This window comes from Dyella thailandensis, assembly GCF_050749815.1.
In the GTDB taxonomy this organism is placed as follows: domain Bacteria; phylum Pseudomonadota; class Gammaproteobacteria; order Xanthomonadales; family Rhodanobacteraceae; genus Dyella_A.
This window is the reverse complement of sequence record NZ_CP192735.1, coordinates 463309-488655: the sequence shown is the minus strand read 5'-3', so window position 1 is coordinate 488655 and position 25347 is coordinate 463309. Positions and strand designations below refer to the sequence as shown.

The window sequence follows — 25347 nt, the reverse complement described above, 5'->3', positions numbered from 1 at the left end:
CAATAGCGCCCATTTTCCGCGCGCCGTCCGGCGTGCCACCCCGAGGTTCCCCGATGTCATCCCCGTCTCCCGACTCCGCCCCGGCTACCGCCGGCTTCACTGCGCTTGGGCTGAATCCGGCCATCCTGCGCGCGCTGGCCGATGTCGGCTACGAGTCGCCCTCGCCGATCCAGGCCGCCACCATCCCGCCGCTGATGGAAGGGCGCGACGTGCTCGGCCAGGCGCAGACCGGCACCGGCAAGACTGCCGCGTTCGCGCTGCCGATCCTCTCGCGCATCGAGCTCAAGCCCGGCAAGCCGCAGGCGCTGGTGCTGGCGCCCACGCGCGAACTGGCGATCCAGGTGGCCGAAGCCTTCCAGCGCTACGCCACGCACATGCCTGGGCTGCAGGTGCTGCCGATCTACGGCGGGCAGAGCTACGGTCCGCAGCTGCAGGCGCTGCGCCGCGGCGTGCAGGTGGTGGTGGGCACGCCCGGCCGCGTGATCGATCATCTGGACAAGGGCACGCTGGATCTGTCCGAGCTGAAGTACCTGGTGCTCGACGAAGCCGACGAAATGCTGCGCATGGGTTTCATCGACGACGTGCAGAAAGTGCTCGAGGCGACCCCACCGACGCGCCAGGTGGCGCTGTTCTCGGCGACCATGCCCACGGTGATCCGCAAGATCGCGCAGAAGCACCTGAAGGACCCGGTGGAGGTCACCATCAAGTCCTCCACCACCACTGCGGCGAACATCCGTCAGCGCTACTGGTGGGTCAGCGGCCTGCACAAGCTCGACGCGCTCACCCGCATCCTCGAGGCCGAGCCGTTCGACGCGATGATCATCTTCGCGCGCACCAAGCAGGCCACCGAGGAGCTGGCCGAGAAGCTGCAGGCGCGCGGCCTGGCCGCCGCCGCGATCAACGGCGACATCGCCCAGCCGCAGCGCGAGCGGGTGATCCAGCAGCTCAAGGACGGCAAGCTCGACATCCTCGTGGCCACCGACGTGGCCGCGCGCGGACTGGACGTGGAGCGCATCACCCACGTGATGAACTACGACATCCCGTACGACACCGAGAGCTACGTGCACCGCATCGGCCGCACCGGCCGCGCCGGGCGCGCGGGCGAGGCGATCCTGTTCGTCACGCCGCGCGAGAAGGGCATGCTGCGCGCGATCGAACGCGCCACCCGCCAGCCGATCGAGGAGATGAAGCTGCCCACCGTCGAGGCGGTCAACGACGTGCGCATCGGCAAGTTCAAGCAGCGCATCAGCGACACCCTTGCGCAGGGCGAACTGGAGTTTTTCCAGCAGCTGATCGAGCAGTACGAACAGGAGCACAACGTGCCGGCGATCGAGATCGCTTCCGCGCTGGCGCGCATCGCCCAGGGCGACCAGCCGCTGCTGCTGACGCCGCCGCCCAAGCGCGAGTTCACGCCGCGCGAGCACGAACCGCGTGAGCGCAGCCACGACCGTGCCGAACGCGGCACTCGCCACGAGCGCGAACCGCGCGGCCACGACGCCGGCAACCCGCGTGAGTCGTTCTCGCGCCCGGTGCAGCGCGCCCACGTCACCGAGGAAGGCAAGCGCACCTACCGCATCGAGGTGGGTCACGAGCACGGCGTGAAGCCGGGAAACATCATCGGCGCCATCGCCAACGAGGCGGGCCTGGAAAGCAGCTTCATCGGGCGCCTCAGCATCCGTGGCGAGTACAGCCTGATCGATCTGCCCGATGGCATGCCCAAGGAAGTGTTCGAGCACCTGAAGAAGGTCTGGGTGGTGCAGCACCAGCTGCGCATTCACGAGTGGGACGGCAAGGACGACGGCGCCGCCGATCGCCCGCCGCCGCGCACGGGCGGCCCGCGTCCGGGCGGCTTCAAGGGCAAGCCGCGCCCCGGCGGCGGCAAGCCACCGCGCCGCAAGTACTGAGCGATCCACCACGAAACTCGCGCTTCGGCGCGGGTTTCGTGCTTTGGGAAACCCTGCGCGACGTGGTGCTCGCCCTGACGACGGCCGGCCCCGTACCATCGGCCGATGACCTTCGCCCGATTCGCCGCATGAACACCGCCCCGCCCCGGCCCGGGGTCGATCCGCGTCTGAGCGGCCTGTCCGTATCGCAGCGCGAGCAGTTGCACGCTGCCGCCCGGGCGATCCGCGATGGCCAACTCGACGTCGCCGAGCGCGTGCTCGATGCGTTGCAGCGACTGGCCCCGCGCCATGTGGAAGTGCTGCGCATGCAGGGCATCGCCGCCACCCGACGCGGCCGCATCGAGGACGCCATCGCCGTGCTGCGCAAGGCGCTCGCGCTGGCGCCGCACGACGCGCTGGTGTTGAACGATCTGGCCACCGCGCAGGCGAACAGCGGCGACATCGCCGCCGCGCTGCATTCGTGGCGACAGGCCTGCGTGGCGGCGCCGGATTACCCCATGGCCTGGTTCAACCTCGGCCGCAACCTGCAGCAGCTTGGCGACAGCGAGGAGGCGCTGCGCGCGCTGCAGCGGGCCGCCGGGTTGGCGCCGGAGCTGCTGCCCGCGCACATCCTTGCCGCCGATGCGCTGGTGCACCTGGGCCGCTTCGACGAGGCCGCCGGGCATTACCGCGCTGCGCTGGCGCGCCATCCTGCCTGCGGCGACGCCTGGCGTGGCCTGGCCAACATCAAGACGCAGCCGTTGCGCGACGAGGACGTCACCACGCTGTCCACCCTGGTGCAACGCGCCGACGTGGCGGACAGCGATCGCATCGCGATGGGCTTCGCACTGGGCAAGGCGCTGGAGGATCGGAGCCGTTACGAAGACGCCTTTGCCGCACTCGCCGCCGCCAACGCGCGCATGCGCCAGCTGGCGCCGTGGCACGCGCCCACCTTCAGCACCCACGTCGCCCGGATGATCGAGGCCGGTCGCCAGTTGCCGGCACCGCTGGACGCCACGCTGGGGCACGAAGTGATCTTCATCGTCGGCCTGCCGCGCTCGGGCTCCACCCTGTTCGAACAGATCCTCGCCGCGCATCCGCAAGTGGAAGGCGCCAGCGAGCTGGACGATCTGCAGGCGGTGATCGCCGAGGAGTCCCACCGGCGCCAGCAGCCGCTGCTGGCGTGGATGACCACGGCCACCGCGAACGACTGGCAGCGGTTGGGCCAGCGCTATCTGGAACGCACCGCGCGCTGGCGCACGCAGCGCGTGCGTCACACCGACAAGATGCCGGAGAACTGGCTCTACGCCGGCCTGCTCGGCGCCATGCTGCCGGGCGCACGCATCGTCGACGCGCGGCGCGACGCCCTGGAAGCGGGCTGGTCGTGCTTCAAGCAGCAGTTCTACCGGCTGCCGCATTTCGCCTGTGATCTCACCGACATCGGCGCGTACACGCGTGACTACCAGCGCGCCTTGGCGACCTGGCAGGCCGAGCAGCCGCAGCGCGTGCGCATCCAGCGCTACGAGGCGCTGCTGGATGACCCCGAGGCGGAGATCCGCGCGCTGCTGGCGTTTTGCGATCTTCCCTTCGACGCCGCCTGCCTCGACTACCACCGCGCCATGCGCAGCGTGCGCACGCCCAGCGCTTCCCAGGTACGCCAGCCGCTGCGCCGCGATACCGCCCGTGCGGCGCACTACGGCACCCTGCTCGATTCGCTGCGCCGGGCGCTCGCCGACGCCGACTGAGGCGCGCAGCGTTCGCGCCGGGCAGCAGGCTGTCGCGCTACGTGACGGCGAAAACACCGGGTACCGGCCTTATGTTTGGCATATTCCCCGGAGAGCGCCATGACCCGCCTGCCCAGCCTTTACGTTTCACACGGTTCGCCGATGACCGCGCTGCGGCCCGGTGCCACCGGCGCACGACTGGCTGAACTCGCTGCGACGCTGCCACGCCCGCGCGCGATCGTGGTGGCCAGCGCGCATTACCTGGCGCGCAGCCCGCGGGTGGGTGGCGCCGCGCAACCGGAGACGGTGCACGACTTCGGCGGGTTCCCGCCGGCGCTCTACCAGCTGCGCTATCCGGCACCGGGCGATCCGGCACTGGCTGACGAGGTCGCACAGCGACTCGAAGACGCCGGCCTGCCGGCGACCGTGGATACCTCGCGCGGCCTGGACCACGGCGTGTGGGTGCCGCTGCGACTGATGTATCCGGCGGCCGACATCCCGGTGGTGCCGCTGTCGATCGAGCCGCACGGCGGCCCGGCGCATCAGCTGGCGGTGGGGCGTGCGCTGGCCCCGCTGCGCGAGGACGGCGTGCTGGTGATCGGTTCGGGCTCGATCACCCACAACCTGCATGATCTCGCCGCCGGCTACAGCACCGAGCGCGAGGCGCCGTACGTGCAGCCCTTCATCCGCTGGATCGAGCAGCGTCTGGCCGAAGGCGACACGGCCGCCCTGCTCGACTACCGCCGGCAGGCGCCGTTCGCCGAGCGCGCGCATCCCACCGACGAGCATCTGCTGCCGCTGTTCGTGGCGCTGGGTGCTGCCGGTGACGGCGCGCGAACGCAGCGTCTGGATGCCGGCATCGATCTGGGCATCCTGGCGATGGACATCTACCGCTTCGACGCCGCCGCCTGATCAGCCCGCGGCCGGCCTGTCGCCGGCCGAGACCTGCGCTTTGCCGGCGCGGCAGGTGAAGCGGAACAGGTAGTCCCGACTGAAGGGTTCGGTGCGGCTGTCCACCACGTGGCTCTCGCCGTTGGCGTTGGCGGCCCAGTGGTTGATCTGCAGCGGATTGAACTGCCAGCGTAGCGCCGCCGCCCGCGTGGCGCCGAGATACGGGGCGAGATCCGCTTGCGCCGAGGCTGCGTTGCCGGGGCGCACGTCAGTGACCTTGCCGGCGCGATCGACGATCAGCTTGGCGGTGACTTCCACCACCGGTGGACAGGCCGCCAGCTGCGCCGCCGGATACACCGGGGTGACGCGCTGGATGGTGGTGGCGCCGCTGGATACCTCACCCATGGCGAGCTGGTAATGCACGGTGTCCGGCGGCTCCACCGCGTGCCAGGACGCGTCGCCCTCGTTGGAAGGCGGGGTATCGGTACGCACGGCATGACGGGCGCAACCGGCGAGCCCGGCCAGCAGCAGGCAGGCCATCACCGTTTTCCCGGTCGCCACGCGATTCCACGCCCTGTGTGCATGCCGCGCTTCGTGCTGGTTTTTCATGGCTCACCTTTGGATTACGTCCGTAATTCTCGTGCAGATTACGAGCGTAATCCTTCAGCCGCAAGCATTCTTCCCGGGGCCAGGACGGTACGAGAGAGGTCGGCGGGATAACGGAGGCCGCGCAGCGCCGGCGCGACGACGATCAGGCGCTGCGTGGCAGCGGCGGCACATCCGCGCCGCTGGGATCAATCCAGTCCTGCGGCGTCAGCGGCGCCAGCCCGTGCGCAGCGCGCGCCTTGTCGCACTGCGCGCTGGGCGCGCCGAACTCCCAGGATGGCAGCACCTCGCGGCATACCGACGGGCGCTGCGCGTAGATGCCGCAGCTCGCCTGCTCGCCCACCTCGCCCTGCAGCGCCACGCAGCGCACCGGCTTGGACTCGGTACCGCGCATCACCAGCCGGTGCGGATCGAGCTTGGCGGTAAGTTCGGCGGGCACTTCGCCGCCGAGGAACGACTCGGCCTCCGACCAGTGGAAGGCCACACGAAAGTGCGCGCAGCACGCGCCGCAGCGCAGGCAGGGATGCAGCATGGATGGACCGGGAGTGGCGCACCCCGAGGCGCGCAGCGCGCGGATTCTAGAGCGAGCAAAGGCACGGCGGAGCGTGCCGACCGGGGCGCGTCTGCGGCGGCATTTAGCCGCGGTTGCCGGACCGGCCGCCGACCACCGTCAGCAGGGCCTGGGCATCCAACACCTCGCCGTCTGGCGTGCTCAGCACGACACCGTGCTGCTGCAGCCACGCGGCCACGTCCTTGCAGGCCTGCCGACGGCCGGCCTGCGTGCCGCTGGCCACGCCCATGGCGATGCCACTGCCCATGCCCATCGCCAGCCCGATCGGAATCCCCAGCGCCATGTCCGACATCGCCAGGCTCCTGTTAGACCGGACCGGCAAACGTGTTGCACTGGCCCACGTCGCCGCTGTCGAAGCCGGCCTTGAACCAGTGCACGCGCTGCGCCGAAGTGCCGTGGGTGAACGAATCGGGCATCACCTCGCCGCGCGACTCGCGCTGCAAGGTGTCGTCACCGATCTGGCTGGCGGCGTTGAGCGCGGTCTCCAGGTCGCCCGGATCCAGCCACTGATTGCGCTGCTCGGCGGCGTGGGCCCAGACCCCGGCGAGACAGTCGGCCTGCAGTTCCTGGCGCACCGACAGGCCGTTGGCACCCTGCAACGTGGCGCCCTTGCGACGCGCGGCATCCACCTTGTCGAACACGCCCAGCAAGTTCTGCACGTGGTGGCCCACCTCGTGGGCGATCACGTAGGCGCGGGCGAAGTCGCCGGTGGTGTGGAAGCGGTCCTGCAGCTCCTGAAAGAACGCCAGATCCAGGTATACGTGGCGATCGCCCGGGCAGTAGAACGGCCCCACCGCCGCCGTGGCCGCTCCGCAGGCGGTGTTCACCCGGCCGGAGAACAGGGTGAGCTTGGGCTGCTCGTAGTGGCGCCCCTGCTGGGCGAAGATCTGGCCCCATTCGTCCTCGGTGTCGCCGAGGATGGCGCGCACGAAATCCACCTGCGGATCGTTGGCGTTGGCCGGCGTGGTCGCCGGTGCCGTGCTGCCGCTGCCGGTGTCGACCTGGCTGAGCAGCGCGGTGGGGTCCTTGAAGAACACCAGCCCGAGGATGGCCAGGATCACGATGCCGCCCAGCCCCAGCCCGCGACCGCCGCCGAAGCGCGGCCCGCCGCCACCGCTGCCGTCATCGAACACCACGTTGTCGCTGCGACGCCCCTTCTGCCAACGCATGGCTGATCTCCCACGCCGTCCGCCGGCGCCCTCTCCAGACGATAGCGCCTCGCTCCTGCTCCTGCCACGATCGACACCCGGCACCTGCGCCGACATTTCCAGAAGGATCGACGATGCTCCAGCAACTGCCCGCCCTGGTCACCCTGCTCAACGTGCTGCTGCTCGCCGCCACCGTGTTCGCGGTCGGCAGCGCCCGCGGCAAGTACGGCATCAAGGCGCCGGCCACCAGCGGCCACGAAGGCTTCGAGCGCGCATACCGCGTGCAGATGAACACCATCGAGCAGACCGTGCTGTTCCTGCCCACGCTGTGGCTGGCCGCCACGCACGGCTTTGCCGGCTGGGCCGGCATCGCCGGGCTGGTGTGGATCGTCGGACGCGTGTGGTACTTCGCCGCCTACCTGGCGGACCCGGCCAAGCGCGGCGGCGGCTTCGCCACCGCCATGCTGGCGTGGCTGGTGGTACTGGTGCTGGCGGCGATCGGCGTGGTGCGCGCTCTGCTGGTGAGCTGAGCGCCGCATCCGCGGTGTGGCGTCGGCTAAACCGGCGCCACGCGCAGGCGATCGATGCGCGCGCCATCCATCGCCACCACCTCGAAGCGCCAGCCGTCGGCGACCACGCCATCGCCGACCTGCGGGAAACGTCCGAGCTGCTGCAGCACCAGGCCGGCCAGGGTCGAGAAGCTGTCGTCCACGTTCAGCCGCTGGCCTAGCAGCTGTTCGGCGCGGCGCACGTCCAGTCCGGCATCGAACAGCCAGGTGCCGTCTTCGTTCTGACTGGCCGACGGATCGCTACCCAGCGCATCGGGGAACTCGCCGGCGATCACCTCCAGCACGTCGCTGGGCGTGACCAGACCGAGCAGGCTGCCGTATTCGTCCACCACCAGCGCCACCTGCAGCGGCGCGCGGCGGAACTCGTCGATCAGCCGCAGCACACTGAGCGACTCGAGCACCATCAGCGGCTTGCGCACCACGCTGTCCAGCTCGATCCGACCGTGGTCGAGCAGACTGGCCAGCAGGTCGCGCGTGGACGCCACGCCGAGCAGATCGTCCAGATCGTCGTGGGCCAGCGGCAGCCAGCTGTGGCCGGCCTCGGCCAACTCGCGCCGCACGGTCGGCAGGTCATCGCGCGGATCGATCCAGCGGATCTCCGGGCGCGGCGTCATGATCGAACGCACCGGGCGCTGGGCCAGATCCAGCACCCCCTGCACCATCGACAACTCGTCCTTGCCGAACACCGCCACCGCGGGCGCTTCCTCGTCTGCACCCGTGGCAGGTTTCGCTGCCTCGCCATCGTCCTCCACGCCGCCGGCGCCCAGCAGGCGCAGCACCGCCTGGGCGGTGCGGTCGCGCAGGTGCCGCGCGCTGCCGAGCAGGCTGCGCTGGCGGTTGCGGCGCATAGTCTGGTTGAACACCTCGATCATGATCGAGAAGCCGATCGCCGCGTACAGGTAGCCCTTCGGGATGTGGAAGCCGAAGCCTTCGGCGACCAGGCTGAAACCGATCATCAGCAGGAACGACAGGCACAGGATGATCACCGTCGGCCGCGCGTTGACGAAGGCGGTGAGCGGCTTGCTGGCGCTGATCATGATGACCATGGCGGCGACCACGGCGATCATCATCACCGACAGGTGATCGACCATGCCCACGGCGGTGATCACCGAGTCCAGCGAGAACACCGCGTCCAGCGCCACGATCTGCGCCACCACCAGCCAGAACTTCGCCGGCGCGCGCGCGCCGCCTTCGCCCACGTCGGACGCTTCCAGCCGCTCGTGCAGCTCCAGCGTGGCCTTGAACAGCAGGAACGCGCCGCCCAGCAGCAGGATGATGTCGCGCCAGGACAGCGAAAAATCCTGCCACTGCACAATGGGTGTGGTCAGCTTGACCAGCCAGCTCATCGCGCCGAGCAGCACCAGTCGCATGAGCAAGGCGATCGCCAGGCCGCTGATGCGGGCGCGGTCGCGGTGACTAGGCGGCAGCTTGTCGGCGAGGATCGCGACAAACACCAGGTTGTCGATGCCCAGCACGATCTCCAGCACCACCAGGGTGAGAAGACCGGCCCAGGCGGTGGGGTCGGCAAGCCAGTCGAATGCGAACATGGGCAGCGCCTCGGCGCGGGATTCCTCCGTGTATGGACGCACCACTATACAAGCCACCGCGCGCCACCATGACCGATGGCAGGGATTGCGCGGTGCCGAGCGCTCCCGCTAGCGTCGAGCCGCCCTGCCACCGAAACGGATCACCGCCCCCGTGAATGCCTCCGCCGAACTGTTCGCCGCTCCGCCTCCGATGCCGCCGACCCTGCCGGCCCCGGTGCGCGCGCCCGGCGTGGGCGAGGCGATCGGCCTGCTGGCGCTGTATTTTGCCCTGCAGCTGGCAGTGGGCTTTACCGCCGGCTCGCTGGTGGGGCTGGTGGTCGGCATGCGTATCGGCTTTGCCCACGACGGCGCCAGGGGCAGCAGCGACCACACCATGAGTGCGCTGCAGGCCGCCCTGAGCAATCCAGACCTGCGCACCGGGGTCACCGCCGCGACCTTGCTGATCGCCGCATCGGTCACGTTGTGGATCGTGCATCGGCGCTGGCCGCGCCAGTGGCGCCTGGGCTCCGCCTGGCAGGGCTTCGGGTTTGCGCCCAGCGCCAGCGCGGCGTTCTACGCGGCGGCCCTCGCGCTGGGCGTGAGCGTGCCGATCATCGGCGGCATGCTCACCCATCTGCTGGCAGGCAGCCACCCGGTCACCCAGAGCATTGCGCAGATGGGCCAGAGCGCCTCGCTCAGCGGGCGTCTTGTGCTGGCGCTCTCGGCAGTCACGCTGGGGCCGCTGGTGGAGGAAACACTGTTCCGCGGCGTGCTGTTTTCTTCCCTGCTCGGCTTTCGCCGAGCGCCGGCGATGGCCACCGCGGGCAACACGCGCATCGCGCTGGCGATGGGCCTGAGCGCGCTGCTGTTCGGCATGGTCCACCTGCCGGACCTGGGCTGGCGCTGGTACGCCGTACCCAATCTCGCCCTGCTCGGCCTCGGCTGCGCCTGGCTGCGCCTCAAATCCGGATCGCTATGGCCGGCGGTGATGGCGCACGGCATCAACAACGTGCTCGCGGTGGCGGGCTGGTTCGTGGTGGCGCATCCGCCAGGCTGACCGCGCGGCGCAGGATTCAGCGTCGCTGCGCGAACCGCGCCAGCAGCCGCGCCGTCTCGAACACCGGCAGGCCCATGACGCCGGAATAGCTGCCTTCCAGATGCTCCACCAGCACGCCGCCGCGGCCCTGGATGGCGTAGGCACCGGCCTTGCCGAACGGTTCGCCGGTGGCGACGTAGGCGGCGATGGTGGCCTCGTCCAGCGCGGCAAAGCGCACGCGCGAGACGCACACTTCGCTGTCCTGATGCCGCGCATCGACCGCCCACACGGCCGAGATCACCTCGTGCGTGCGGCCGGACAGCCGGCGCAACATGGCTTCCGCATCGGCCGCGTCGGTGGGCTTGCCGAAGACCTCGTCGTCCAGCACTACCTCGGTGTCGCTGCCCAGCACCATGGCGTGCGGGTCGGCCGCGGCGGCGAGGCCGGCCAGCGCCTTGTCGCGGGCGACGCGGCTCACGTAGTGACGCGGCGATTCGTCGGAAGCGCGCACTTCCGGCACCGCCACGTCGATGACCTGGAAGGCCACGCCGATCTGCTCCAGCAACTGGCGTCGACGCGGGGACTGCGAGGCGAGATAGAGCATGGGGTGATCCGCCGGCGGTCGGTTCAGAGCGTGAGACTGTATTCGCAGAACTGCCGGTCGCGCACCCAACCCAGCGATTCGTAGAGCGCCTGCGCCGGCGCGTTGTCCAGCGCGGTGGACAGGCTCAGGCCCACGGCGCCGAGCGCGCGCGAGTGCTCGGCCGCGGCGGTAAGCAGGGCGCGCGCCACGCCGGCACGGCGCGCCGACGCGGCGACGAACAGATCGTTGAGCAGATACACCCGCGCCGTGCGCACCGAGGAGAACAGCGGGTAGAGCTGGGTGAACCCGGCCGGCACGCCGTCGCGCTCGGCCAGCAGGATCAGCGACTGATGATGGCCGAAACGCTCGGCCAGGAAGGCCCGCGCACGCGGCAGGTCGGCGGCCTGCCCGTAGAACTGGCGGTAGGCGTCGAACAACGGCGCGAGGGCATCGAGATCGTGGATATCGGCGGTGCGGACACTGAGGGCCATGGGCAGCTCGTCGGAGGTGGGCGGCACAGCATAGCGTCGCCACGCGGCGAGGCGACTCAGGCGCGGTGGTACGGGTGCCCGGCGGCGATCGTGGTGGCGCGATACAGCTGCTCGGCCAGCACCAGGCGCACCAGCATGTGCGGCAGGGTGAGCGGCCCCAGCGACCAGCGCTGCTCGGCGCGCGCCAGGACCTCCGGCGCGTGGCCGTCTGGGCCGCCGATGAGGAAGGCCAGGTCGCGACCGGCCATACGCCACTGGCCCAGTTGCGCGGCGAGCTCTTCGCTGGACCAGGTCTTGCCGCGCCCGTCGAGGGCGATCACGTGGGTATCGCGCGGAATCGCGGCGAGGATCGCGGCGCCCTCGTCGAGGATCGCGCGGGCGTCATCGCGCCCCTTGCCGCGTGCGCCGGGCTTGAGCTCGATCAATTCCAGCGGCAGCTCGTGCGAAAGCCGCTTGCGGTATTCGGCAAAGCCCTCGGCGACCCAGCCGGGCATGCGCTCACCGACGGCGATCAGGCGTGCGCGCATCGCCGGCCCCGATCAATCAAACCAGATGGCGCAGATCGCCACACGGACATCCGTTCTCCGGCCGGGAGAGCGGGAAAAGCGTGGTCAGCCCGCGCTGGCGGCACTGGCATCCGGCTCGCGATCGCCGACGGTCCACAGGCGCTCGAGGCCGTAGAACTCGCGGATGCGCGGCAGCATGACGTGGACGATCACGTCGCCCAGGTCCACCAGCACCCACTCCGCCTCCTGCTCGCCTTCCACGCCGAGCGGCATCACGCCCGCCTTCTTGGCGAACTTCACCACTTCGTCGGCGATGGATTTGACGTGCCGGGCCGAGGTACCCGAGGCGATCACCAGCAGGTCTGCAATGGACGTGCGGCCGCGAACGTCGATCTCGCGAACGTCCTTGGCCTTGAGTTCCTCCAGCGCGCTGATCACGTGCTGGCGCAGCTTGGAGGTGGTCACCGACTTGTCGGTGCGGGAAGAGTTAGCCAAGAGGGGGAGCCTCGGTGCAAATCACAGCGCAGAATCGCGCCGGCGCAGTATACCGCCCCTCCCCGGCGCCCCGCCGCCGGACCGGCAGGAGAATCCTGAACGGGCGCGCGGGCTGCAGGCGCCGGGCTCCGGCAAGCCGGAGCCCGAACGCAATCACATGCCGCCGCTCTTCATCGCGTCGCCCTTCATCGCGTCGCCCTTCATGGCGTCATCCTTCTTCATGGAATCGCCCTTCATGGCGTCGTGCTTCATCGAATCATGCTTCATCGAGTCGTGCTTCATGGAGTCATGCTTCATGGAGTCGCCCTGCATGGCGTCGTGCTTCATCGAGTCATGCTTCATCGAATCGTGCTTCATGCCGTCACCCTGCATCGCCGCGCCGCTGTCGTGGGCCATGCTGTCCTGGGCGAGTGCGGTGGTGGCGAAGCTGCCGGCGAACAGGGCGCAGGCCAGGCCGAGCGCGAGCTTGCTGAGATTTTTCATGCGACTTTCTCCTGAAATTGGGTGTGCAGCGGGCGCCGCACCTCCCTCTTTCGCCGCCGCGACGCCGCCGGTTACGCCACCCGTTTCATTCGCGCTGAATCATTCACTTTGAATCAGCCGCGCCGGATCAGCCGCCCACCGCACAGCGCATTGGCGCCGATCACCAGGCCCACCGCCAGCGCGTGCATGGCCAGGTCGGTGGCCGCCGCATCGAACTCGTGGCAGATCTCGAGCAGGCTGGCCGATGCGGCGGCGCTGGCCAGGCCGATCATCACCGCGGTGAGCACCGGTCGCAGCGGGTAGGCGCGGCGCAACAGCCACACCATCAACACTGACAGCGGCAGCGAGAACGTCAGGATGAAGCCGAAGCAGCCGTGGGTCTGCGCCAGGGTGGCCACTTCGGTATCGGGCGCCACCCAGTCGCGCAGGCAGCCCATGCCGCTGGCGCCGATCCACAGCAGCGCCGGCGGCAGCACCAGCCAGGCGCGGCGCACGGAACGTCCCGGCACCCCCAGCGAGAAGGCCACCCAGCCGGCGACGATCGCCGTCAGCACCGCGCCCAGACCGGCCCAGGCCAGATCCGGCGCGCCGGCCCAGCGGGTGAGCATCGGCGTCAGCCCGTAGTGCCGGGCCAGCAACGCGGCCAGCAGCACCAGCAGCACGGTCCAGCCGATCGCCCGCTGCAGTGGTGAGCGCAGCCGACGCACGGGCGCCAGCTCGGCGCCCAGCGCGTGGATCAGCGAATCGTGGGAAGGCGCGTCGGCCACGTCAGGAGTCTCCGTGCAGTCGCCCGCGCAGCGCCTTGAGGGCGCGATGCAGGTTCACTTTCAGAGCGCCGGTGGAGCGCCCGGTGAGTTCGGCGGTTTCGGCCAGCGAGCGCTCGCGCAGGCCCAGGTGTTCGACCGCTTCGCGCTGGCCCGGTGGCAGCGTGGCAATGGCCTCACGCAGGGCGGCGGCGCGCTGGTCGTGTTCGGTGGCGTCGCTGGCTTCGCCTTCTTCGGCGAAATTCTCGACCGCCAGCGGCTCGTGCAGCTCGCGGCGATCGCGACGACCGTGCTGGCGCAGCGCATCGATGCCGCGCCGGGCCGCGATGGCGGCCAGCCAGGCGTGGTAGGAGCGCGACGGGTCATAGGTATGGCGCACGCGATGGATGGTGATCAGGGTTTCCTGCACCACGTCGTCGAGCAGGTCCACCGGCACGCCCTGTCGGCGCGCCACGCTGCGGATCACGCCGACCGACTCGCCCAGCACACGCTCGTAGGCGGCACGGTCGCCCGCCTGCGCAGCCGCCATCCACGCGGCGCGGCGCAGGTCCGCCTGCTGGTTGTCGCTGAGCGATGAATCATCCACGCGCCGGACCGCGTCCCTGTGCCATACAAGGGCGTCATCTACGCCTATCGCGAGGGCGTTGGTCAAGACGGCGGACATCGGGCGTTCCGGGCAAGGGCCTGTCCGCATTTCGCTGCATCTTGCGGCCCGGTTACTGCGTAGATCCTGGAGGTAACCGCGCACGCCCGACTAGCGAACGGAAACGGCCGAAGGGCTTCACCGAACGATCGTGAGGAAACACCCATGTCCCGAACCCAGGAACTCGTGATGCTGGAGCGCCGCCGCCTGCTGCGCGCCACGCTGGCCGGCGGTGCACTGGCCGCGCTCGGCGGGCTGACGTTCGTGCCCCGGCTGTTCGCCCGCGACCAGGGCGCCGCGGCGCCGGACGCAGCGGGCAGGGTCACGCTGCAGTGCTTCGCCGACGATGGCCGCGCGCTGGGCCCGTGCAAGGTCAAACGCCTGGTGCTGAGCGAGGCCGAATGGCGCCGCCGCCTCTCCCCGGCGGCGTACTACGTGATGCGCCAGGACGGTACCGAACGCGCCTTCAGCGGCGACCACGAGAAACCCGACCGCCCCGGCCTGTTTCGTTGTCCCGGCTGCGCCACGGCACTGTTCGATGCCGCCACCGAGTTCGACTCCGGCACCGGCTGGCCGAGCTTCTGGCAACCGATCGCCGCGGCCAACGTGATCGAAAAGCGCGACACCACCTTCGGCATGGTGCGCACGGAGATCCGCTGCGCCGGCTGCGACAGCCACCTCGGCCACGTGTTCGACGACGGCCCGCGCCCCACCGGCCTGCGCTACTGCATGAACTCGGTGGCGTTGCGCTTCGTGCCGCGCACGGCTTGAACGCCACCGACCGTACTGCGCGGGCAGACCCGGCTCAGCGAGCGCGCGGGCGCGTCGCCAACCAGAGGTAGCCGTACTGTCCGACCGGACCGCCGCAATCGCGCAGAAAATCTCCGATCGCGTGGCCCACCGGACGCAGATACGGGCGGCACCACGCCAGGCCCGTCAGCAGCACGCCGGTCAGCTGGAGCTCGAGCAGCAGCCACAGGCCATCGATGCCCAGCGCATCGACCAGAGTGCCGATGGAAAACAGCTCCGGATGCGCACTCAGCGCCAGCAGAAGCACGACGCCGACTGCCGCCAAAGTGCGACGTCGCCACATCCCTCGATCCTGCTGCTTCACCGGTCTTGTCGCTCGAAGTTTGTCCAGCGACCCCGTAGAGGGCCGCCGTGCAGGCAGCCAGTGACAGGCGTCATTCCTGGCATGGCCGATAGGCATCGAGCAGACCGGGCGTATCCACGAGACGGTCGGGCAGCAGATAGCGCGGCGACCGCCCCTGCGCGAGCAGGCTGCGGATACGGGTGGCAGAGACTTCCAGCGGCGTCACTTCCATCGGCAGCACGCGACCGGCCGGCTGCTGGCGCCAATCGTCGTGCGGCGTCGCCAGCCGGCCCTGCACCCAGGCATCCAGTTCGGCTGGCCAGCCGGAGGGGTATCCCGGTCGCGCGAACACGCCCAGGTGTGCCAGCTCGAACAGGCGCTGCCAGCGATGCCAGGTCGACAGCCCGGCGAAGGCGTCGGCGCCCATCAGCAGCACCAGCGGACGATTACCGTGCTCCGCACGCAGTGCCTCCAGCGTGTCCACGCTGTAGGAGGGGCCGGCGCGCTCCAGCTCGCGCAGGTCCAGTTGCAGGCGGTCCTGTCCGGCCAGCGCGGCGCGCAGCATGGCCACGCGCTGCTCGACGGAGGCGATCGGCGGCGGGCGGTGCGGCGGCACGCTGGCGGGCAGCAGATGCACCTCGGCGTCGAGCAGCTCGCTTGCCTCCCAGGCCACACAGAGGTGGCCGATATGCACCGGATCGAAGGTGCCGCCGAGGATCGCCAGCGGCTTCATGCCAGCGCGGCGGCCGCGCGCGGTTCAGCCATGGCGGCGATCAGCCGCTCGGCCTCCAGCCAGGCGTCACCAAACTCGCGGCCCTTGGCGATGCGGTCGATGCGCGCCGCGCGGGCGAGGCATTTGAGCCAGTGCTCGCGCGGCGCACGGCGCAGCGCCTGGCGGAACAGCTGCTCGCGCGACTGCCACAGCCGCTCGGCCTTGGCCTGGGCGGCGAAATCGCGCGCGTTGGCCAGGCGCAGCGCCAGCTGCAGCTGGTTGACCACCCAGCCCATCATCGGGATCAGATCCTCGCCCTCGGCACGCAGGCCGGCCAGCACGCGCAGGGCGCGACCGCCGTCACCGGCGAACGCGGCATCGGTGAGCTTGAACGCGTCGTAGCGCGCACTGTCGGCGACCAGGCTCTCCATCTCGTCGGCGCCGATGCGGCCCTTGCCATCGTGCAGCACGACGAGCTTGTCCACTTCCTGTGCGGCAGCGAGCAGGTTGCCCTCGACCCGCTGCGCCAGCAGTGCGGCGGCATCCGGCGTGGCGCTGAGCCCACGCGAAGCGAGCCGCGCGCCGATCCAGCTGGCCCACTCGTGCGGGCGCGGCGCGTTGAACACCACCATCGCACCGGCGGCGTCGAGCTTCTTGCTCCAGGCGCCGTCATGCTTGGCGCTCCAGTCGGTCGCGGTGATCAGCAGCGTGACGTCGGGTGGCGGGTTTTCGCAGAACGCGGTGATCGCCTTGGCACCCTCGACGCCCGGGCGCCCGGTGGGCAGGCGCAGGTCGATCAGCCGGCGCGTGGCGAACAGTGACATGCCGGCCGCGGCGCGGGCGAGGTCATCCCAGTCGAAGTGCTGGCCGGTTTCAAGCACGTCGCGTTCGCTGTAGCCGAGCCGGCGCGCCTGCGCACGCAGCGCGTCGGCCGCTTCCAGCACCAGCAGCTCCTCGCCGGCCAGCAGGTAGACGCTGTGCAGGCGATCGCCGGCCAGCGTCTTCTGCCATTGCGCAGGCGCCAGCGGCATGGCTTAGGGCGTGCCGGCCGCCGCGGAGTCGGCGCGCTTGGCGGCCGCCTGCAGACGGAACAGGATCGACTGCACCATGTCGTCGACCAGGCTGCGCTGGATCTCCTGCACCTGGGCGTCGTTGCCGATGGTGTTGGTGGCGTCGTAGCTGTACTCGCGCGACATCTGGATGTCCTGCAGCGGCAGCAGCACCTGACCGGCGGCGTCGCTGACGCTGAACTTCACCTGGTAGTGCACCGAGTATTCGGTGACGCGCGCGCCGCCGCTGATGCTCAGCGAATCGGTGCTGAAGCTCGCCTGCGGCACGGCCAGTTCGGCCACGCCCGGGCCGCTGGCGTCCTCGACCGTGATGCCGGAGTTGCGCAGCGCACGGGCCAGGTTGCGCTGCAGATCGCCGCCGTTGTTCACGGTGAGATGGATGTGCTGCATCGACGCAGGCAGCGCCACGCTCTGGCGCAGATGGAAGCCGCAGCCGGACAGCAGCAGGGCCAGGACCAGCAGGGGCAACAGCTTCACGAGGCGGCTCATGGATTTCATCCTGCGACGATGTTGACGATCTTGCCCGGCACCACGATCACTTTGCGCACGGTCAGGCCTTCAAGATACGCGAGTACCTGCGGATGCGCGCGGGCCAGCGCTTCGGCCTCGTCCTTCGAGGCGTTGGCCGGCACCTCGATGGTGCCGCGCAGCTTGCCGTTGACCTGCACCGCGAGGGTCAGCGAATCGCGCACCAGCGCGGACTCGTCCACGCGCGGCCACGGCAGCATCTCCAGCACTGTTTCCGGATGGCCGAGCACCTGCCACAGCGCGTGGCTCAGGTGCGGCGTGACCGGGTTGAGCAGCAGCACCATCGCCTCCAGCGCCTCGTGGCGCACGGCGCGGCCCTGCTCGCTCATGTCGGTGAACTTGCCCAGCGCGTTGAGCAGTTCCATCAGCGCGGCGATCGCGGTGTTGAACGCGTGGCGACGGCCAAAATCGTCGCCGACCTTCTGGATCGTCTCGTGCAACTGGCGGCGCAGCGCCTTCTGGCCGGCGTCGAGCGCGGCCGGATCGACTACCGGATGATCCGGCTGCGACGCATGCGTGGTCACCTCGCGCCAGAACCGGCGCAGGAAGCGCGCCATGCCCTCCACGCCGGCCTCGCTCCACTCCAGCGACTGCTCCGGCGGCGCTGCGAACATCGAGAACAGGCGCACCGTGTCGGCGCCGAACTTGTCCACCATGCTCTGCGGGTCCACGCCGTTGTTCTTCGACTTGGACATCTTCTCGGTGCCGCCGATCTGCACCGGCTTGCCGTCGGACTTCAGTCGCGCGCCGATCACGCGCGCCTTGTCGTCGCGCTCGATTTCGACATCGGCCGGATTGATCCAGTCCTTCGAGCCGTCGGCGTTCTCGCGATAGAACGTCTCGGCGATCACCATGCCCTGGCACAGCAGATTCGTGGCCGGCTCGTCGGACTGCACCAGCCCCGCGTCGCGCATGAGCTTGTGATAGAAGCGGAAGTACAAAAGGTGCAGGATCGCGTGCTCGATACCGCCGATGTACTGGTCCACCGGCAGCCAGTAGTTGGCGCGCGCGTCGACCTGTTCGGCGGCACCCGGGCTGGTGTAGCGCGCGTAGTACCAGCTCGACTCCATGAAGGTGTCGAAGGTGTCGGTTTCGCGCTCGGCCGCGCCGCCGCACCCGGGACAGGTGGTCTTACGCCACTCGGGGTCGGCCTTGATCGGCGACTGCACGCCGCCGCCCTTGGAATACACGTCGGCCACGTCTTCCGGCAGCCGCACCGGCAGCTGGTCTTCCGGCACCGGCACGTCGCCGCAGGCCGGGCAACGGATCACCGGGATCGGGCAGCCCCAGTAGCGCTGGCGGCTCACGCCCCAGTCGCGCAGGCGGTAGTTCACGCGGCGCTGGCCGCGGCCTTCGCCTTCCAGCCGGGCGGCCAGGGCGTCCAGCGCCTGGGCGAAATCCATGCCGTCGAACTCGCCGGAATTGACCAGGATGCCGCGCTCGGTCCAGGCGCCGTCCTCCTGGATGGCGCGCTCGAAATCCTCAACCAGGCGCACGGCGGCGGAAGTGTCGTAGGCGTCGGTGTCGCCGCCGCGCAGCGCGATGCGCATCGGGTCGGCGCCGACGCCGGCCTTCAGGTCGTGGCGGATTTCCGCCAGCGCGTCGACCACCGCGCGGCTGACGATCACCATGCGGATCGGCAGGCTGTACTTCTTCGCGAACGCCCAGTCGCGCTCGTCATGCCCGGGCACCGCCATCACCGCGCCGGTGCCGTAGCCCATCAGCACGAAGTTGGCCACGAACACCGGGATCTTCTCGCCGGTGATCGGATGCACCGCGCGCAGGCCGGTGTCCATGCCGCGCTTTTCCTGGGTCTCCAGTTCGGCTTCGGACACCCCGCCCTGGCGCAGCTCCTCCAGGAACGCAGCCAGCCGCTCGTTGCCCTGCGCCGCCTGCAGCGCCAGCGGATGCTCGCCGGCCACCGAGACGAAGGTGACGCCCATCAGCGTGTCCGGCCGCGTGGTGAACACCGTCAGCGGCTCCACCGGGCGGCCGTCGGCGTCCTCGACGTCGAAGCGGATCTCCAGGCCCTCGCTGCGGCCGATCCAGTTGCGCTGCATGGTCTTGACCGCGTCCGGCCAGCCCGGCAGCGTGTCCAGGCCGTCCAGCAGCTCCTGCGCGTAGTCGGTGATCTTCAGGAACCACTGCGGGATCTCGCGCTTTTCCACCAGCGCGCCGGTGCGCCAGCCGCGGCCGTCGATCACCTGCTCGTTGGCCAGCACGGTCTGGTCGACCGGGTCCCAGTTCACCACGCTGTTCTTGCGGTAGGCCAGGCCCTTCTTCATCAGCCGCACGAACATCCGCTGCTCGTGCACGTAGTAGTCCGGCTTGCAGGTGGCGAACTCGCGCGACCAGTCGATCGCGTAGCCCAGCGACTTCAGCTGCCCGCGCATGTGCTCGATGTTGGCGTAAGTCCACTTCGCCGGCGCGGTGCGGTTCTTGATGGCGGCGTTTTCCGCCGGCAGGCCGAACGCATCCCAGCCCATCGGCTGCAGCACGTTCTTGCCCTGCATGCGCTGGAAGCGGCTGATTACGTCGCCGATGGTGTAGTTGCGCACATGGCCCATGTGCAGCGCACCGGACGGGTACGGCAGCATCGACAGGCAGTAGAACTTCGGACGGCTGGCGTCCTCGCTCACCTCGTAGGCGCGCTCGGCCGTCCAGTACTGCTGCGCGGCCGCCTCGACCGCCTGCGGCCGGTAGCCGTGCTCGCCCGCTTCGGCGTTGGCGGAAGGGGAACCCTGATCGTCGATGTTCTGCATGTGTCCAATGCCGTTGATGCGTGATGCGGCAGCGCCTGCGGCCAGTCGAGCCGCTGCTGCGTGAAGCCGGCCAGCCTAGCCCAAGCGCCGAGCCCCCGCCAAGCCTGCGCCGGCGGGATCGGGCCTGCTCAGCCGCCGGGGCAGCGGGCGCTGCCGTCGGCCAGCGCGCGGACCGCCGCGGCCACCTCGCCGGCCAGCTGGCCCAACGCCTGCTGATGCGCCTGCACCAGGGCGTCGTAGCCGGCGCCGGACACGGCCTGGCTGAAGCGACTGGTGCAGGCCAGGGTGCGCTCGGGCGCGTCGCCGCCCATCACGCGCACGCTCCAGGCCGCCTCCAGCAGCGCGTCGCTGCCGGGCTGGGAATCGAAGCGGCGCACGTCGACCTTGATCCTCGCCACGCGGGCGCCCTCATGGGCTAGTCCGCTCACGTCGGGGCGACCCAGCGCCTGGGCCAGATCGGCCGAAAGCGCCCCGCGGATCTCGTCGCCCAGCGGCGCGATCCAGCGATGACCGTCGAGCAGGGCCACGCCCTGCCCGCCCTGACGGATCACCAGTTGCGGTTGGTCGTCCTGCGCCGGCACGCTTACCGGCAGCAGCTCGAACGGCAGTCCGGGCGCCGCGGCCGCCGGTGCCATCGCCCCTGCCGCGGGCGCGACTAGCGTGTAGTAATGCGTAGGCGCCGAGGCGCAGGCGCCCAGCGCCAACGCGGCGGCGATCGGCGCGAGGCGGCGGGACAGCAGGTGGATCAAGCGCGTCATGGCTGGCTCCCGGCAGCATTCGTGGGCGATTTGGTAGGCGTACGCGGTGCCGGCGCGGGATCGGCCTTGCGGCCGCGGATCAACGCCTCCGGATGCGTGCCGAGGTAGTCGCTGAACACGCGCAGCGAACGCGCCATGCGCTGCAGCTCCTGCAGCGTGCCCTGCAGGTTCTGCTGCAGCGGCGAGTCGGACGACAGCGCGCTGCTGGTGGTGCCCAGCGTCTTGCGGGCGTCCTTGAGCGTGCCCTTGAACTCCGGCAGCACCTCGCCGTTGACCTGCTTGAGGGTCTTGTCGAGGTTGGCCAGCGAGTCGTTCAAATGCACGCCGATGCTGTCGAACGGGATCTTGTGGATCTTGTCGACGATCTCGGCCAACTGCTCCTGCAGCTTGTCGAAGCTGCCCGGCGCGGTGGGAATTTCCAGCGGCTTGGCGGTGGCATCGAAGTCCGCCTTGGGCGCCTTGGGCAGGAAGTCCATCGCAATGTAGAGCTGGCCGGTGAGCAGGTTGCCGGTGCGCGCCTGCGCACGCAGGCCGTGGGCGACCAGCTTGCCGATCATCGGCGCCAGGTCGCCGCCCTCGCCGTGCGCCTGCGACAGCGCCGCGAGCTTGTCGTAGGCGCGGCCGAGCCGCTGCGGATAGATCACCGCGCCGACCGTCACCGGGAAGCGCTCACGCTTCTCGTCGTAATCCATGTTGATCGACACCACGCGGCCAATGTTGATGCCGAGGAACTCCACCGGCGCATCCACCGCGAGCCCGCGCAACGACTGATCGAAGCGCATGCGCACGTACTGCGGCGGACCGTCCGGCGGCGCCATCGCGGTGGCCTTCTCGTCAAACAGCCGATAGGTGGAACCTTCCGGCGCCGCGCTGGCGTCGTGCGGCCCGGGTGGGTCCTGGAATGCCACGCCGCCGGCCAGCACCGCGGCCAGCGACTGGGTGTTCACCTTCAAGCCGTTGGCGCCCAGCGACACGTCCAGCCCGCTGGCGTTCCAGAAGCGCGAGGAGCGGCTGACGAAGCGGTCGTACGGGCCGTCGACGAAGATCTGGAAGGTGACGCCCTTGCCATCCTTGTCCAGCGCATACGACGACACCCGGCCGACCTGGATACGGCGGAAATACACCGGCGAGCCGATATCCAGCGAGCCCAGATCCTCCGCGTGCAGCGCGAAGCTCTTGCCCGGCGCGCCGTAGGTGACCGCGGGCGGCTGCTCCAGCCCGGTGAAGTCGTAGCGCGACTCCTGCGAGGTACCCACGTCGACGCCGATGAACGCGCCGGAGAGCAAGGTATCCACGCCCGATACGCCACCGAGCCCGATGCGCGGACGCACCACCCAGAATCGCGTGTCGGCCTTGGCGAAGCCCTCGGCGCTCTTGTCCAGCGCCACCTTCACGCGCACCTTGCTGCGATCGGGCGTGAGGCCGATGCGGGTGACCTTGCCGATCACCACGTTCTTGTATTTCACCGGCGTCTTGCCGGGGTCCAGCCCCTGCGCGGAATCGAAGCTGATGGTGATGCTCGGCCCGGCCTGCAGCCAGCTGTTGACCACCAGCGACAGGCCCACCAGCGCCGCCAGGATCGGCACCAGCCAGATCAGCGAGGCGCCGAAGCGCCGCCGGTGCACCACGGGCTGCGGCAGGTCGTCGCCGGACGGAGCGGTTTCTTCAGTCATCGTTGTCCCTGTTATCCCAGATCAGGCGCGGGTCGAAGCTCATCGAAGCGAGCATCGTCGCCACCACGGTCAGGCCGAAATAGATCACCCCCGGCAGCGGCTCCACCTGGCTCAGCACGCCGAAGCGCACCAGCGCGGTCAGCAGCGCCACCACGAACACGTCGAGCATCGACCAGTAGCCGATGAATTCCACCAGCCGGTAGAGCTTCGCACGCTGCCGCTGCGCCCAACTGCTGCCGCGGCGCGCGCTGATCAGCAGCATGCCCAGCACCAGGAACTTCAGCATGGGCACCACGATACTTGCCGTGAAGACGATGACGGCCAGGTCGGGCGAGCCCTTCACCCACAGCTCCACCACGCCGCTGAGAATGGTGTTGTCGTCCACGTCGCCCAGGCTCACCGTGCGCATGATCGGCAGCAGGTTGGCCGGCAGGTAGAAGATGAAGGCGGCGATCAGCAGCGCCCAGGTGCGGCTGATGCTGGCCGACTTGCGCCGATGCAGCTGCGCGCCGCAGCGCGGGCAGGCGAGATCGTGCGTGCGCGTGTCGCGGCAGACCAGGCCGCACACATGGCAGCCGATCAAGCCCAGCTCGCCGGCGCGCGGCAGCGCGCTCATCGGCGCCGCTCCTGCGTCACGTCCCACAACTGGCGCAGGTCGACCGTGCCGAACACGGTGATCAGCAGCATCAGCGCGCCGTAGGCGAAGATGCCCGGATCGGGCACCACCTCGAAATACACCCGCGCCTTGACGATCGCCACCATCGCGCCGAGCACGAACACCTCGCTCATCGTCCACGGCCGCAGGTAGTGCAGCGCGATCATGGCGCTGCGAAAGCCCGGCCCGCGCTCACCGCGCCGGGCGAACCAGAACACCCAGCCGAACAGCGTCATCTTCAGCAGCGGAAAAAAGAACAGCGTCAGCGAGGCCAGTACCGCCACCACCTCGGCGTGCTGCTGCCACATCGTGATGATCGTGCCCCACAGCGTGGTGCTGCTCGGGCGACCGTTGAGTTCCAGCGTGACGATCGGCCAGATGTTGGCCTGCACGAACACCACCATCGCCGTGGCGGTGAGCGCGAGCAGCTGATCCGGGCCCAGCCGCGGATGGCGCTCGAGCACGAAGTTGCAACGCTCGCAGCACGCCACCTCGCCCCGCGCGAGCGGGCGACGGCGGTATACCGTGTCGCAGTGCTCGCAGATGAGCAGCCCGGCCGTGGTCGTTGGCGTGGTGGTACCCATGCGTGGCGTGCCGCTTTCCGAGCAGGTCATCGTGAGGATTCTCGCAAATCTGGCGCGCTGGCGCTGAACTTCGTGCGACCGCGGTCGAGCCGGCGTGAGCCTTGATATGCTCGGCGACGCCCCGATCTTCGGGCGCCATCGCCGCCTGGAGCATGACCGTGACCGATTCCACCCTCCCGCACGTCTTCGAAGTCACCCAGGACAATTTCGAGGCCGATGTGCTGCAGGCCTCGCTGAACACGCCCGTGCTGGTGGACTTCTGGGCCACCTGGTGCGAGCCGTGCAAGACGCTGGGCCCGCTGCTCGAGCAGCTCGCCGCCGAGTACAACGGCGCGTTCCGGCTCGGCAAGATCGATGTGGACGCGCACCAGCAGCTCGCCGCGATGTTCGGCATCCGCTCGATTCCCACCGTGATGCTGGTGAAGGACGGACAGATCCTCGATGGCTTCGCCGGCGCGCTGCCGCTGGGCCAGCTGCGCGAGTTCCTGTCGCGCCACGTGCAGCCGCTGGAGGGTGCGCCCGCCGCGGAGGAGGCGGTCGCCGAAGCGGTCGAATCGCCCGAAGACGCGGTGAACCGCCTGCAGCAGGCGATCGCCGCCGAGCCGAACCAGGACGAGCTGAAGCTCGACCTGGCGCTGGCGCTGATGCGGGTAGGCAGCGTCGCCGGCGCGCAGGCCGAACTCGACGCCTTGCCGGCCAAGCTCGCCACCGACGCGCGCGCCGTGCGCCTGCGCAGCCAGCTCGACCTCGCCCGCGCCCTCGACGGTGCGCCCGACCTGGCCACCCTGCGCCAGCGCGTGGCGGCCGACCCGGCCGACTGGGCCGCGCGCGATCAGCTCGGCGTGCGGCTGCTGCTGGAGAACGACGCCGCCGCCGGCCTGGACCAGTTCCTCACGATTCTGGAAAAAGCGCGCGACTGGAACGATGGCGCGGCCAAGAAGCACCTGCTCGCCGCCTTCGCCACGCTGGACGATGCGGAGCTGGTCGGCCGCTACCGCCGGCGCATGGCTTCGCTGCTGTTCTGAGCGCCGGGCAACGCCGCCACGCGTGGCGGCTCGCCTCGGGGCATCACTCCATACGCATTCGTATGTTTGCGCTAAGCTCGGGGGCCCACCGCCCCGCGAGCCCAGTTGATGCGCCCCAGCACCTTCCGCCGCCTGCTCAATCTCTGGCCGCCGTTCCTGTTCAACAGCATTCGCCTGCAGTCATTGAGCGATGACTGGAGCGAGGCGCGGGTGGTGCTGCGGCTGCGCCCGTGGAACCGCAACTACGTGCGCACCCAGTTCGGCGGCAACCTGTTCGCCATGACCGACCCGTTCTGGATGCTGCTGGCCATGCACCAGCTGGGCCGCGATTACTTGGTGTGGGACAAGGCCGGTGCGATCGACTTCGTCGCACCCGGCCGCGAGGACGTCTACGCGCACTTCAAGCTGGCGCCGTCGGTGGTGGACGAGCTGCGCCAGGCCGCCGCCGGTGGCGGCAAGGTGCTGCGCTGGTTCGAGACCGAGGTCACCACCGCGTCCGGTGAGGTGGTGGCCCGGGTGCGCAAGCAGCTCTACGTGCGGCTCAAGCCGCGGGCGCGCTGAGCCGCCG

29 protein-coding genes are annotated in these 25347 nt (G+C 69.8%); 8 read left to right on the top strand and 21 right to left on the bottom strand.

All coding sequences use genetic code 11. The annotated features are described in order from the left end of the window. The first annotated feature begins 53 nt into the window (after positions 1-53). The 3 genes from ACQVBX_RS02195 to ACQVBX_RS02185 all read left to right on the top strand — a co-directional run bounded on the left by ACQVBX_RS02195 (position 54) and on the right by ACQVBX_RS02185 (position 4519). A complete protein-coding gene (locus tag ACQVBX_RS02195; RefSeq protein ID WP_431636270.1) occupies positions 54-1904 on the top strand; it encodes a DEAD/DEAH box helicase in 1851 nt (616 codons plus the stop codon). A 128-nt stretch (positions 1905-2032) separates the two neighbouring features. After that, entirely contained in the window at positions 2033-3628 is a 1596-nt protein-coding gene (locus ACQVBX_RS02190) for a sulfotransferase (protein WP_431636269.1), read from the top strand. 99 nt (positions 3629-3727) lie between these two features. Beyond that, positions 3728-4519 carry a dioxygenase family protein gene (locus ACQVBX_RS02185; protein ID WP_431636268.1) on the top strand — a complete coding sequence of 264 codons (792 nt, stop codon included), beginning with the start codon at positions 3728-3730 and terminating at the stop codon, positions 4517-4519. On the opposite strand, the gene ACQVBX_RS02180 is transcribed toward ACQVBX_RS02185, so the two are convergent. The 4 genes from ACQVBX_RS02180 to ypfJ form a co-directional block, all read right to left on the bottom strand. Then, positions 4520-5038 (bottom strand): hypothetical protein, encoded by a 519-nt coding sequence (locus tag ACQVBX_RS02180; protein WP_431636267.1) that lies wholly within the window; start codon positions 5036-5038, stop codon positions 4520-4522. Positions 5039-5249: 211 nt separating this feature from the next. Further along, positions 5250-5636, bottom strand: coding sequence for a YkgJ family cysteine cluster protein (locus ACQVBX_RS02175; RefSeq protein WP_431636266.1), 387 nt, complete (start codon positions 5634-5636; stop codon positions 5250-5252). A 103-nt stretch (positions 5637-5739) separates the two neighbouring features. Next, positions 5740-5967 (bottom strand): hypothetical protein, encoded by a 228-nt coding sequence (locus ACQVBX_RS02170; RefSeq protein ID WP_431636265.1) that lies wholly within the window; start codon positions 5965-5967, stop codon positions 5740-5742. Between the two features lie 13 nt (positions 5968-5980). Then, a complete protein-coding gene (gene ypfJ, locus ACQVBX_RS02165; protein WP_431636264.1) occupies positions 5981-6844 on the bottom strand; it encodes a KPN_02809 family neutral zinc metallopeptidase in 864 nt (287 codons plus the stop codon). Between the two features lie 113 nt (positions 6845-6957). Between ypfJ and ACQVBX_RS02160 the strand changes: the two genes are divergently transcribed. Beyond that, positions 6958-7353, top strand: a complete 396-nt coding sequence (locus tag ACQVBX_RS02160; protein ID WP_431636263.1) for an MAPEG family protein — start codon at positions 6958-6960, stop codon at positions 7351-7353. Between the two features lie 26 nt (positions 7354-7379). Here the strand turns inward: ACQVBX_RS02160 and ACQVBX_RS02155 are convergent, their stop codons facing one another. Further along, positions 7380-8939 (bottom strand): TerC family protein, encoded by a 1560-nt coding sequence (locus ACQVBX_RS02155; RefSeq protein ID WP_431636262.1) that lies wholly within the window; start codon positions 8937-8939, stop codon positions 7380-7382. A gap of 151 nt (positions 8940-9090) precedes the next feature. Here ACQVBX_RS02155 and ACQVBX_RS02150 point away from each other — a divergent pair, with 151 nt between their 5' ends. Beyond that, entirely contained in the window at positions 9091-9975 is an 885-nt protein-coding gene (locus ACQVBX_RS02150) for a CPBP family intramembrane glutamic endopeptidase (protein WP_431636261.1), read from the top strand. Between the two features lie 16 nt (positions 9976-9991). Here the strand turns inward: ACQVBX_RS02150 and ACQVBX_RS02145 are convergent, their stop codons facing one another. The 7 genes from ACQVBX_RS02145 to ACQVBX_RS02115 all read right to left on the bottom strand — a co-directional run bounded on the left by ACQVBX_RS02145 (position 9992) and on the right by ACQVBX_RS02115 (position 13805). Further along, positions 9992-10558, bottom strand: a complete 567-nt coding sequence (locus tag ACQVBX_RS02145; RefSeq protein ID WP_431636260.1) for a Maf family protein — start codon at positions 10556-10558, stop codon at positions 9992-9994. Positions 10559-10581: 23 nt separating this feature from the next. Beyond that, on the bottom strand, positions 10582-11028 hold the full coding sequence (locus tag ACQVBX_RS02140) for an N-acetyltransferase family protein (protein ID WP_431636259.1): 447 nt from the start codon (positions 11026-11028) through the stop codon (positions 10582-10584). Between the two features lie 56 nt (positions 11029-11084). Then, positions 11085-11555, bottom strand: a complete 471-nt coding sequence (rlmH, locus tag ACQVBX_RS02135) for a 23S rRNA (pseudouridine(1915)-N(3))-methyltransferase RlmH (RefSeq protein ID WP_431636258.1) — start codon at positions 11553-11555, stop codon at positions 11085-11087. Positions 11556-11639: 84 nt separating this feature from the next. Beyond that, positions 11640-12029: a ribosome silencing factor gene (gene rsfS, locus ACQVBX_RS02130; RefSeq protein WP_431636257.1), complete on the bottom strand. Its 390-nt coding sequence runs from the start codon at positions 12027-12029 to the stop codon at positions 11640-11642. A gap of 153 nt (positions 12030-12182) precedes the next feature. Further along, on the bottom strand, positions 12183-12512 hold the full coding sequence (locus ACQVBX_RS02125; RefSeq protein WP_431636256.1) for a pentapeptide MXKDX repeat protein: 330 nt from the start codon (positions 12510-12512) through the stop codon (positions 12183-12185). 113 nt (positions 12513-12625) lie between these two features. Beyond that, entirely contained in the window at positions 12626-13279 is a 654-nt protein-coding gene (locus ACQVBX_RS02120) for an NrsF family protein (RefSeq protein WP_431636255.1), read from the bottom strand. 1 nt (position 13280) lies between these two features. Further along, complete coding sequence (locus ACQVBX_RS02115; protein ID WP_431638093.1) at positions 13281-13805, bottom strand: sigma-70 family RNA polymerase sigma factor; 525 nt, start codon at positions 13803-13805, stop codon at positions 13281-13283. Between the two features lie 279 nt (positions 13806-14084). On the opposite strand from ACQVBX_RS02115, the gene msrB reads away from it, so the two are divergent. Next, the gene (gene msrB / locus ACQVBX_RS02110) at positions 14085-14690 is read left to right on the top strand and encodes a peptide-methionine (R)-S-oxide reductase MsrB (RefSeq protein WP_431636254.1); all 606 of its coding nucleotides are present in this window, start codon (positions 14085-14087) and stop codon (positions 14688-14690) included. Positions 14691-14724: 34 nt separating this feature from the next. Here msrB and ACQVBX_RS02105 read toward each other — a convergent pair whose 3' ends face one another. The 9 genes from ACQVBX_RS02105 to ACQVBX_RS02065 form a co-directional block, all read right to left on the bottom strand. Further along, a complete protein-coding gene (locus tag ACQVBX_RS02105) occupies positions 14725-15012 on the bottom strand; it encodes a hypothetical protein (protein ID WP_431636253.1) in 288 nt (95 codons plus the stop codon). A gap of 91 nt (positions 15013-15103) precedes the next feature. Next, positions 15104-15745, bottom strand: coding sequence for a nicotinate-nucleotide adenylyltransferase (gene nadD, locus ACQVBX_RS02100; RefSeq protein ID WP_431636252.1), 642 nt, complete (start codon positions 15743-15745; stop codon positions 15104-15106). Beyond that, complete coding sequence (holA, locus tag ACQVBX_RS02095; RefSeq protein WP_431636251.1) at positions 15742-16755, bottom strand: DNA polymerase III subunit delta; 1014 nt, start codon at positions 16753-16755, stop codon at positions 15742-15744. Before holA ends, nadD begins: the two co-directional genes overlap by 4 nt. Positions 16756-16758: 3 nt before the next feature. Next, positions 16759-17283 (bottom strand): LPS assembly lipoprotein LptE, encoded by a 525-nt coding sequence (lptE, locus tag ACQVBX_RS02090; RefSeq protein ID WP_431636250.1) that lies wholly within the window; start codon positions 17281-17283, stop codon positions 16759-16761. Between the two features lie 5 nt (positions 17284-17288). Beyond that, positions 17289-20084, bottom strand: coding sequence for a leucine--tRNA ligase (gene leuS / locus ACQVBX_RS02085; protein WP_431636249.1), 2796 nt, complete (start codon positions 20082-20084; stop codon positions 17289-17291). 128 nt (positions 20085-20212) lie between these two features. Further along, entirely contained in the window at positions 20213-20842 is a 630-nt protein-coding gene (locus tag ACQVBX_RS02080; protein WP_431636248.1) for a PqiC family protein, read from the bottom strand. After that, positions 20839-22515, bottom strand: a complete 1677-nt coding sequence (locus ACQVBX_RS02075) for an intermembrane transport protein PqiB (protein WP_431636247.1) — start codon at positions 22513-22515, stop codon at positions 20839-20841. Before ACQVBX_RS02075 ends, ACQVBX_RS02080 begins: the two co-directional genes overlap by 4 nt. Continuing rightward, a complete protein-coding gene (locus ACQVBX_RS02070; RefSeq protein WP_431636246.1) occupies positions 22508-23131 on the bottom strand; it encodes a paraquat-inducible protein A in 624 nt (207 codons plus the stop codon). Before ACQVBX_RS02070 ends, ACQVBX_RS02075 begins: the two co-directional genes overlap by 8 nt. Next, on the bottom strand, positions 23128-23754 hold the full coding sequence (locus ACQVBX_RS02065; protein ID WP_431638092.1) for a paraquat-inducible protein A: 627 nt from the start codon (positions 23752-23754) through the stop codon (positions 23128-23130). The genes ACQVBX_RS02070 and ACQVBX_RS02065 overlap by 4 nt, the downstream gene beginning before the upstream one ends. 158 nt (positions 23755-23912) lie before the next feature. Between ACQVBX_RS02065 and trxA the strand changes: the two genes are divergently transcribed. Both trxA and ACQVBX_RS02055 read left to right on the top strand, forming a co-directional pair. Further along, positions 23913-24779, top strand: a complete 867-nt coding sequence (gene trxA / locus ACQVBX_RS02060; protein WP_431636245.1) for a thioredoxin — start codon at positions 23913-23915, stop codon at positions 24777-24779. 108 nt (positions 24780-24887) lie between these two features. Beyond that, the gene (locus ACQVBX_RS02055) at positions 24888-25340 is read left to right on the top strand and encodes a DUF4442 domain-containing protein (RefSeq protein WP_431636244.1); all 453 of its coding nucleotides are present in this window, start codon (positions 24888-24890) and stop codon (positions 25338-25340) included. Positions 25341-25347 lie beyond the last annotated feature (7 nt).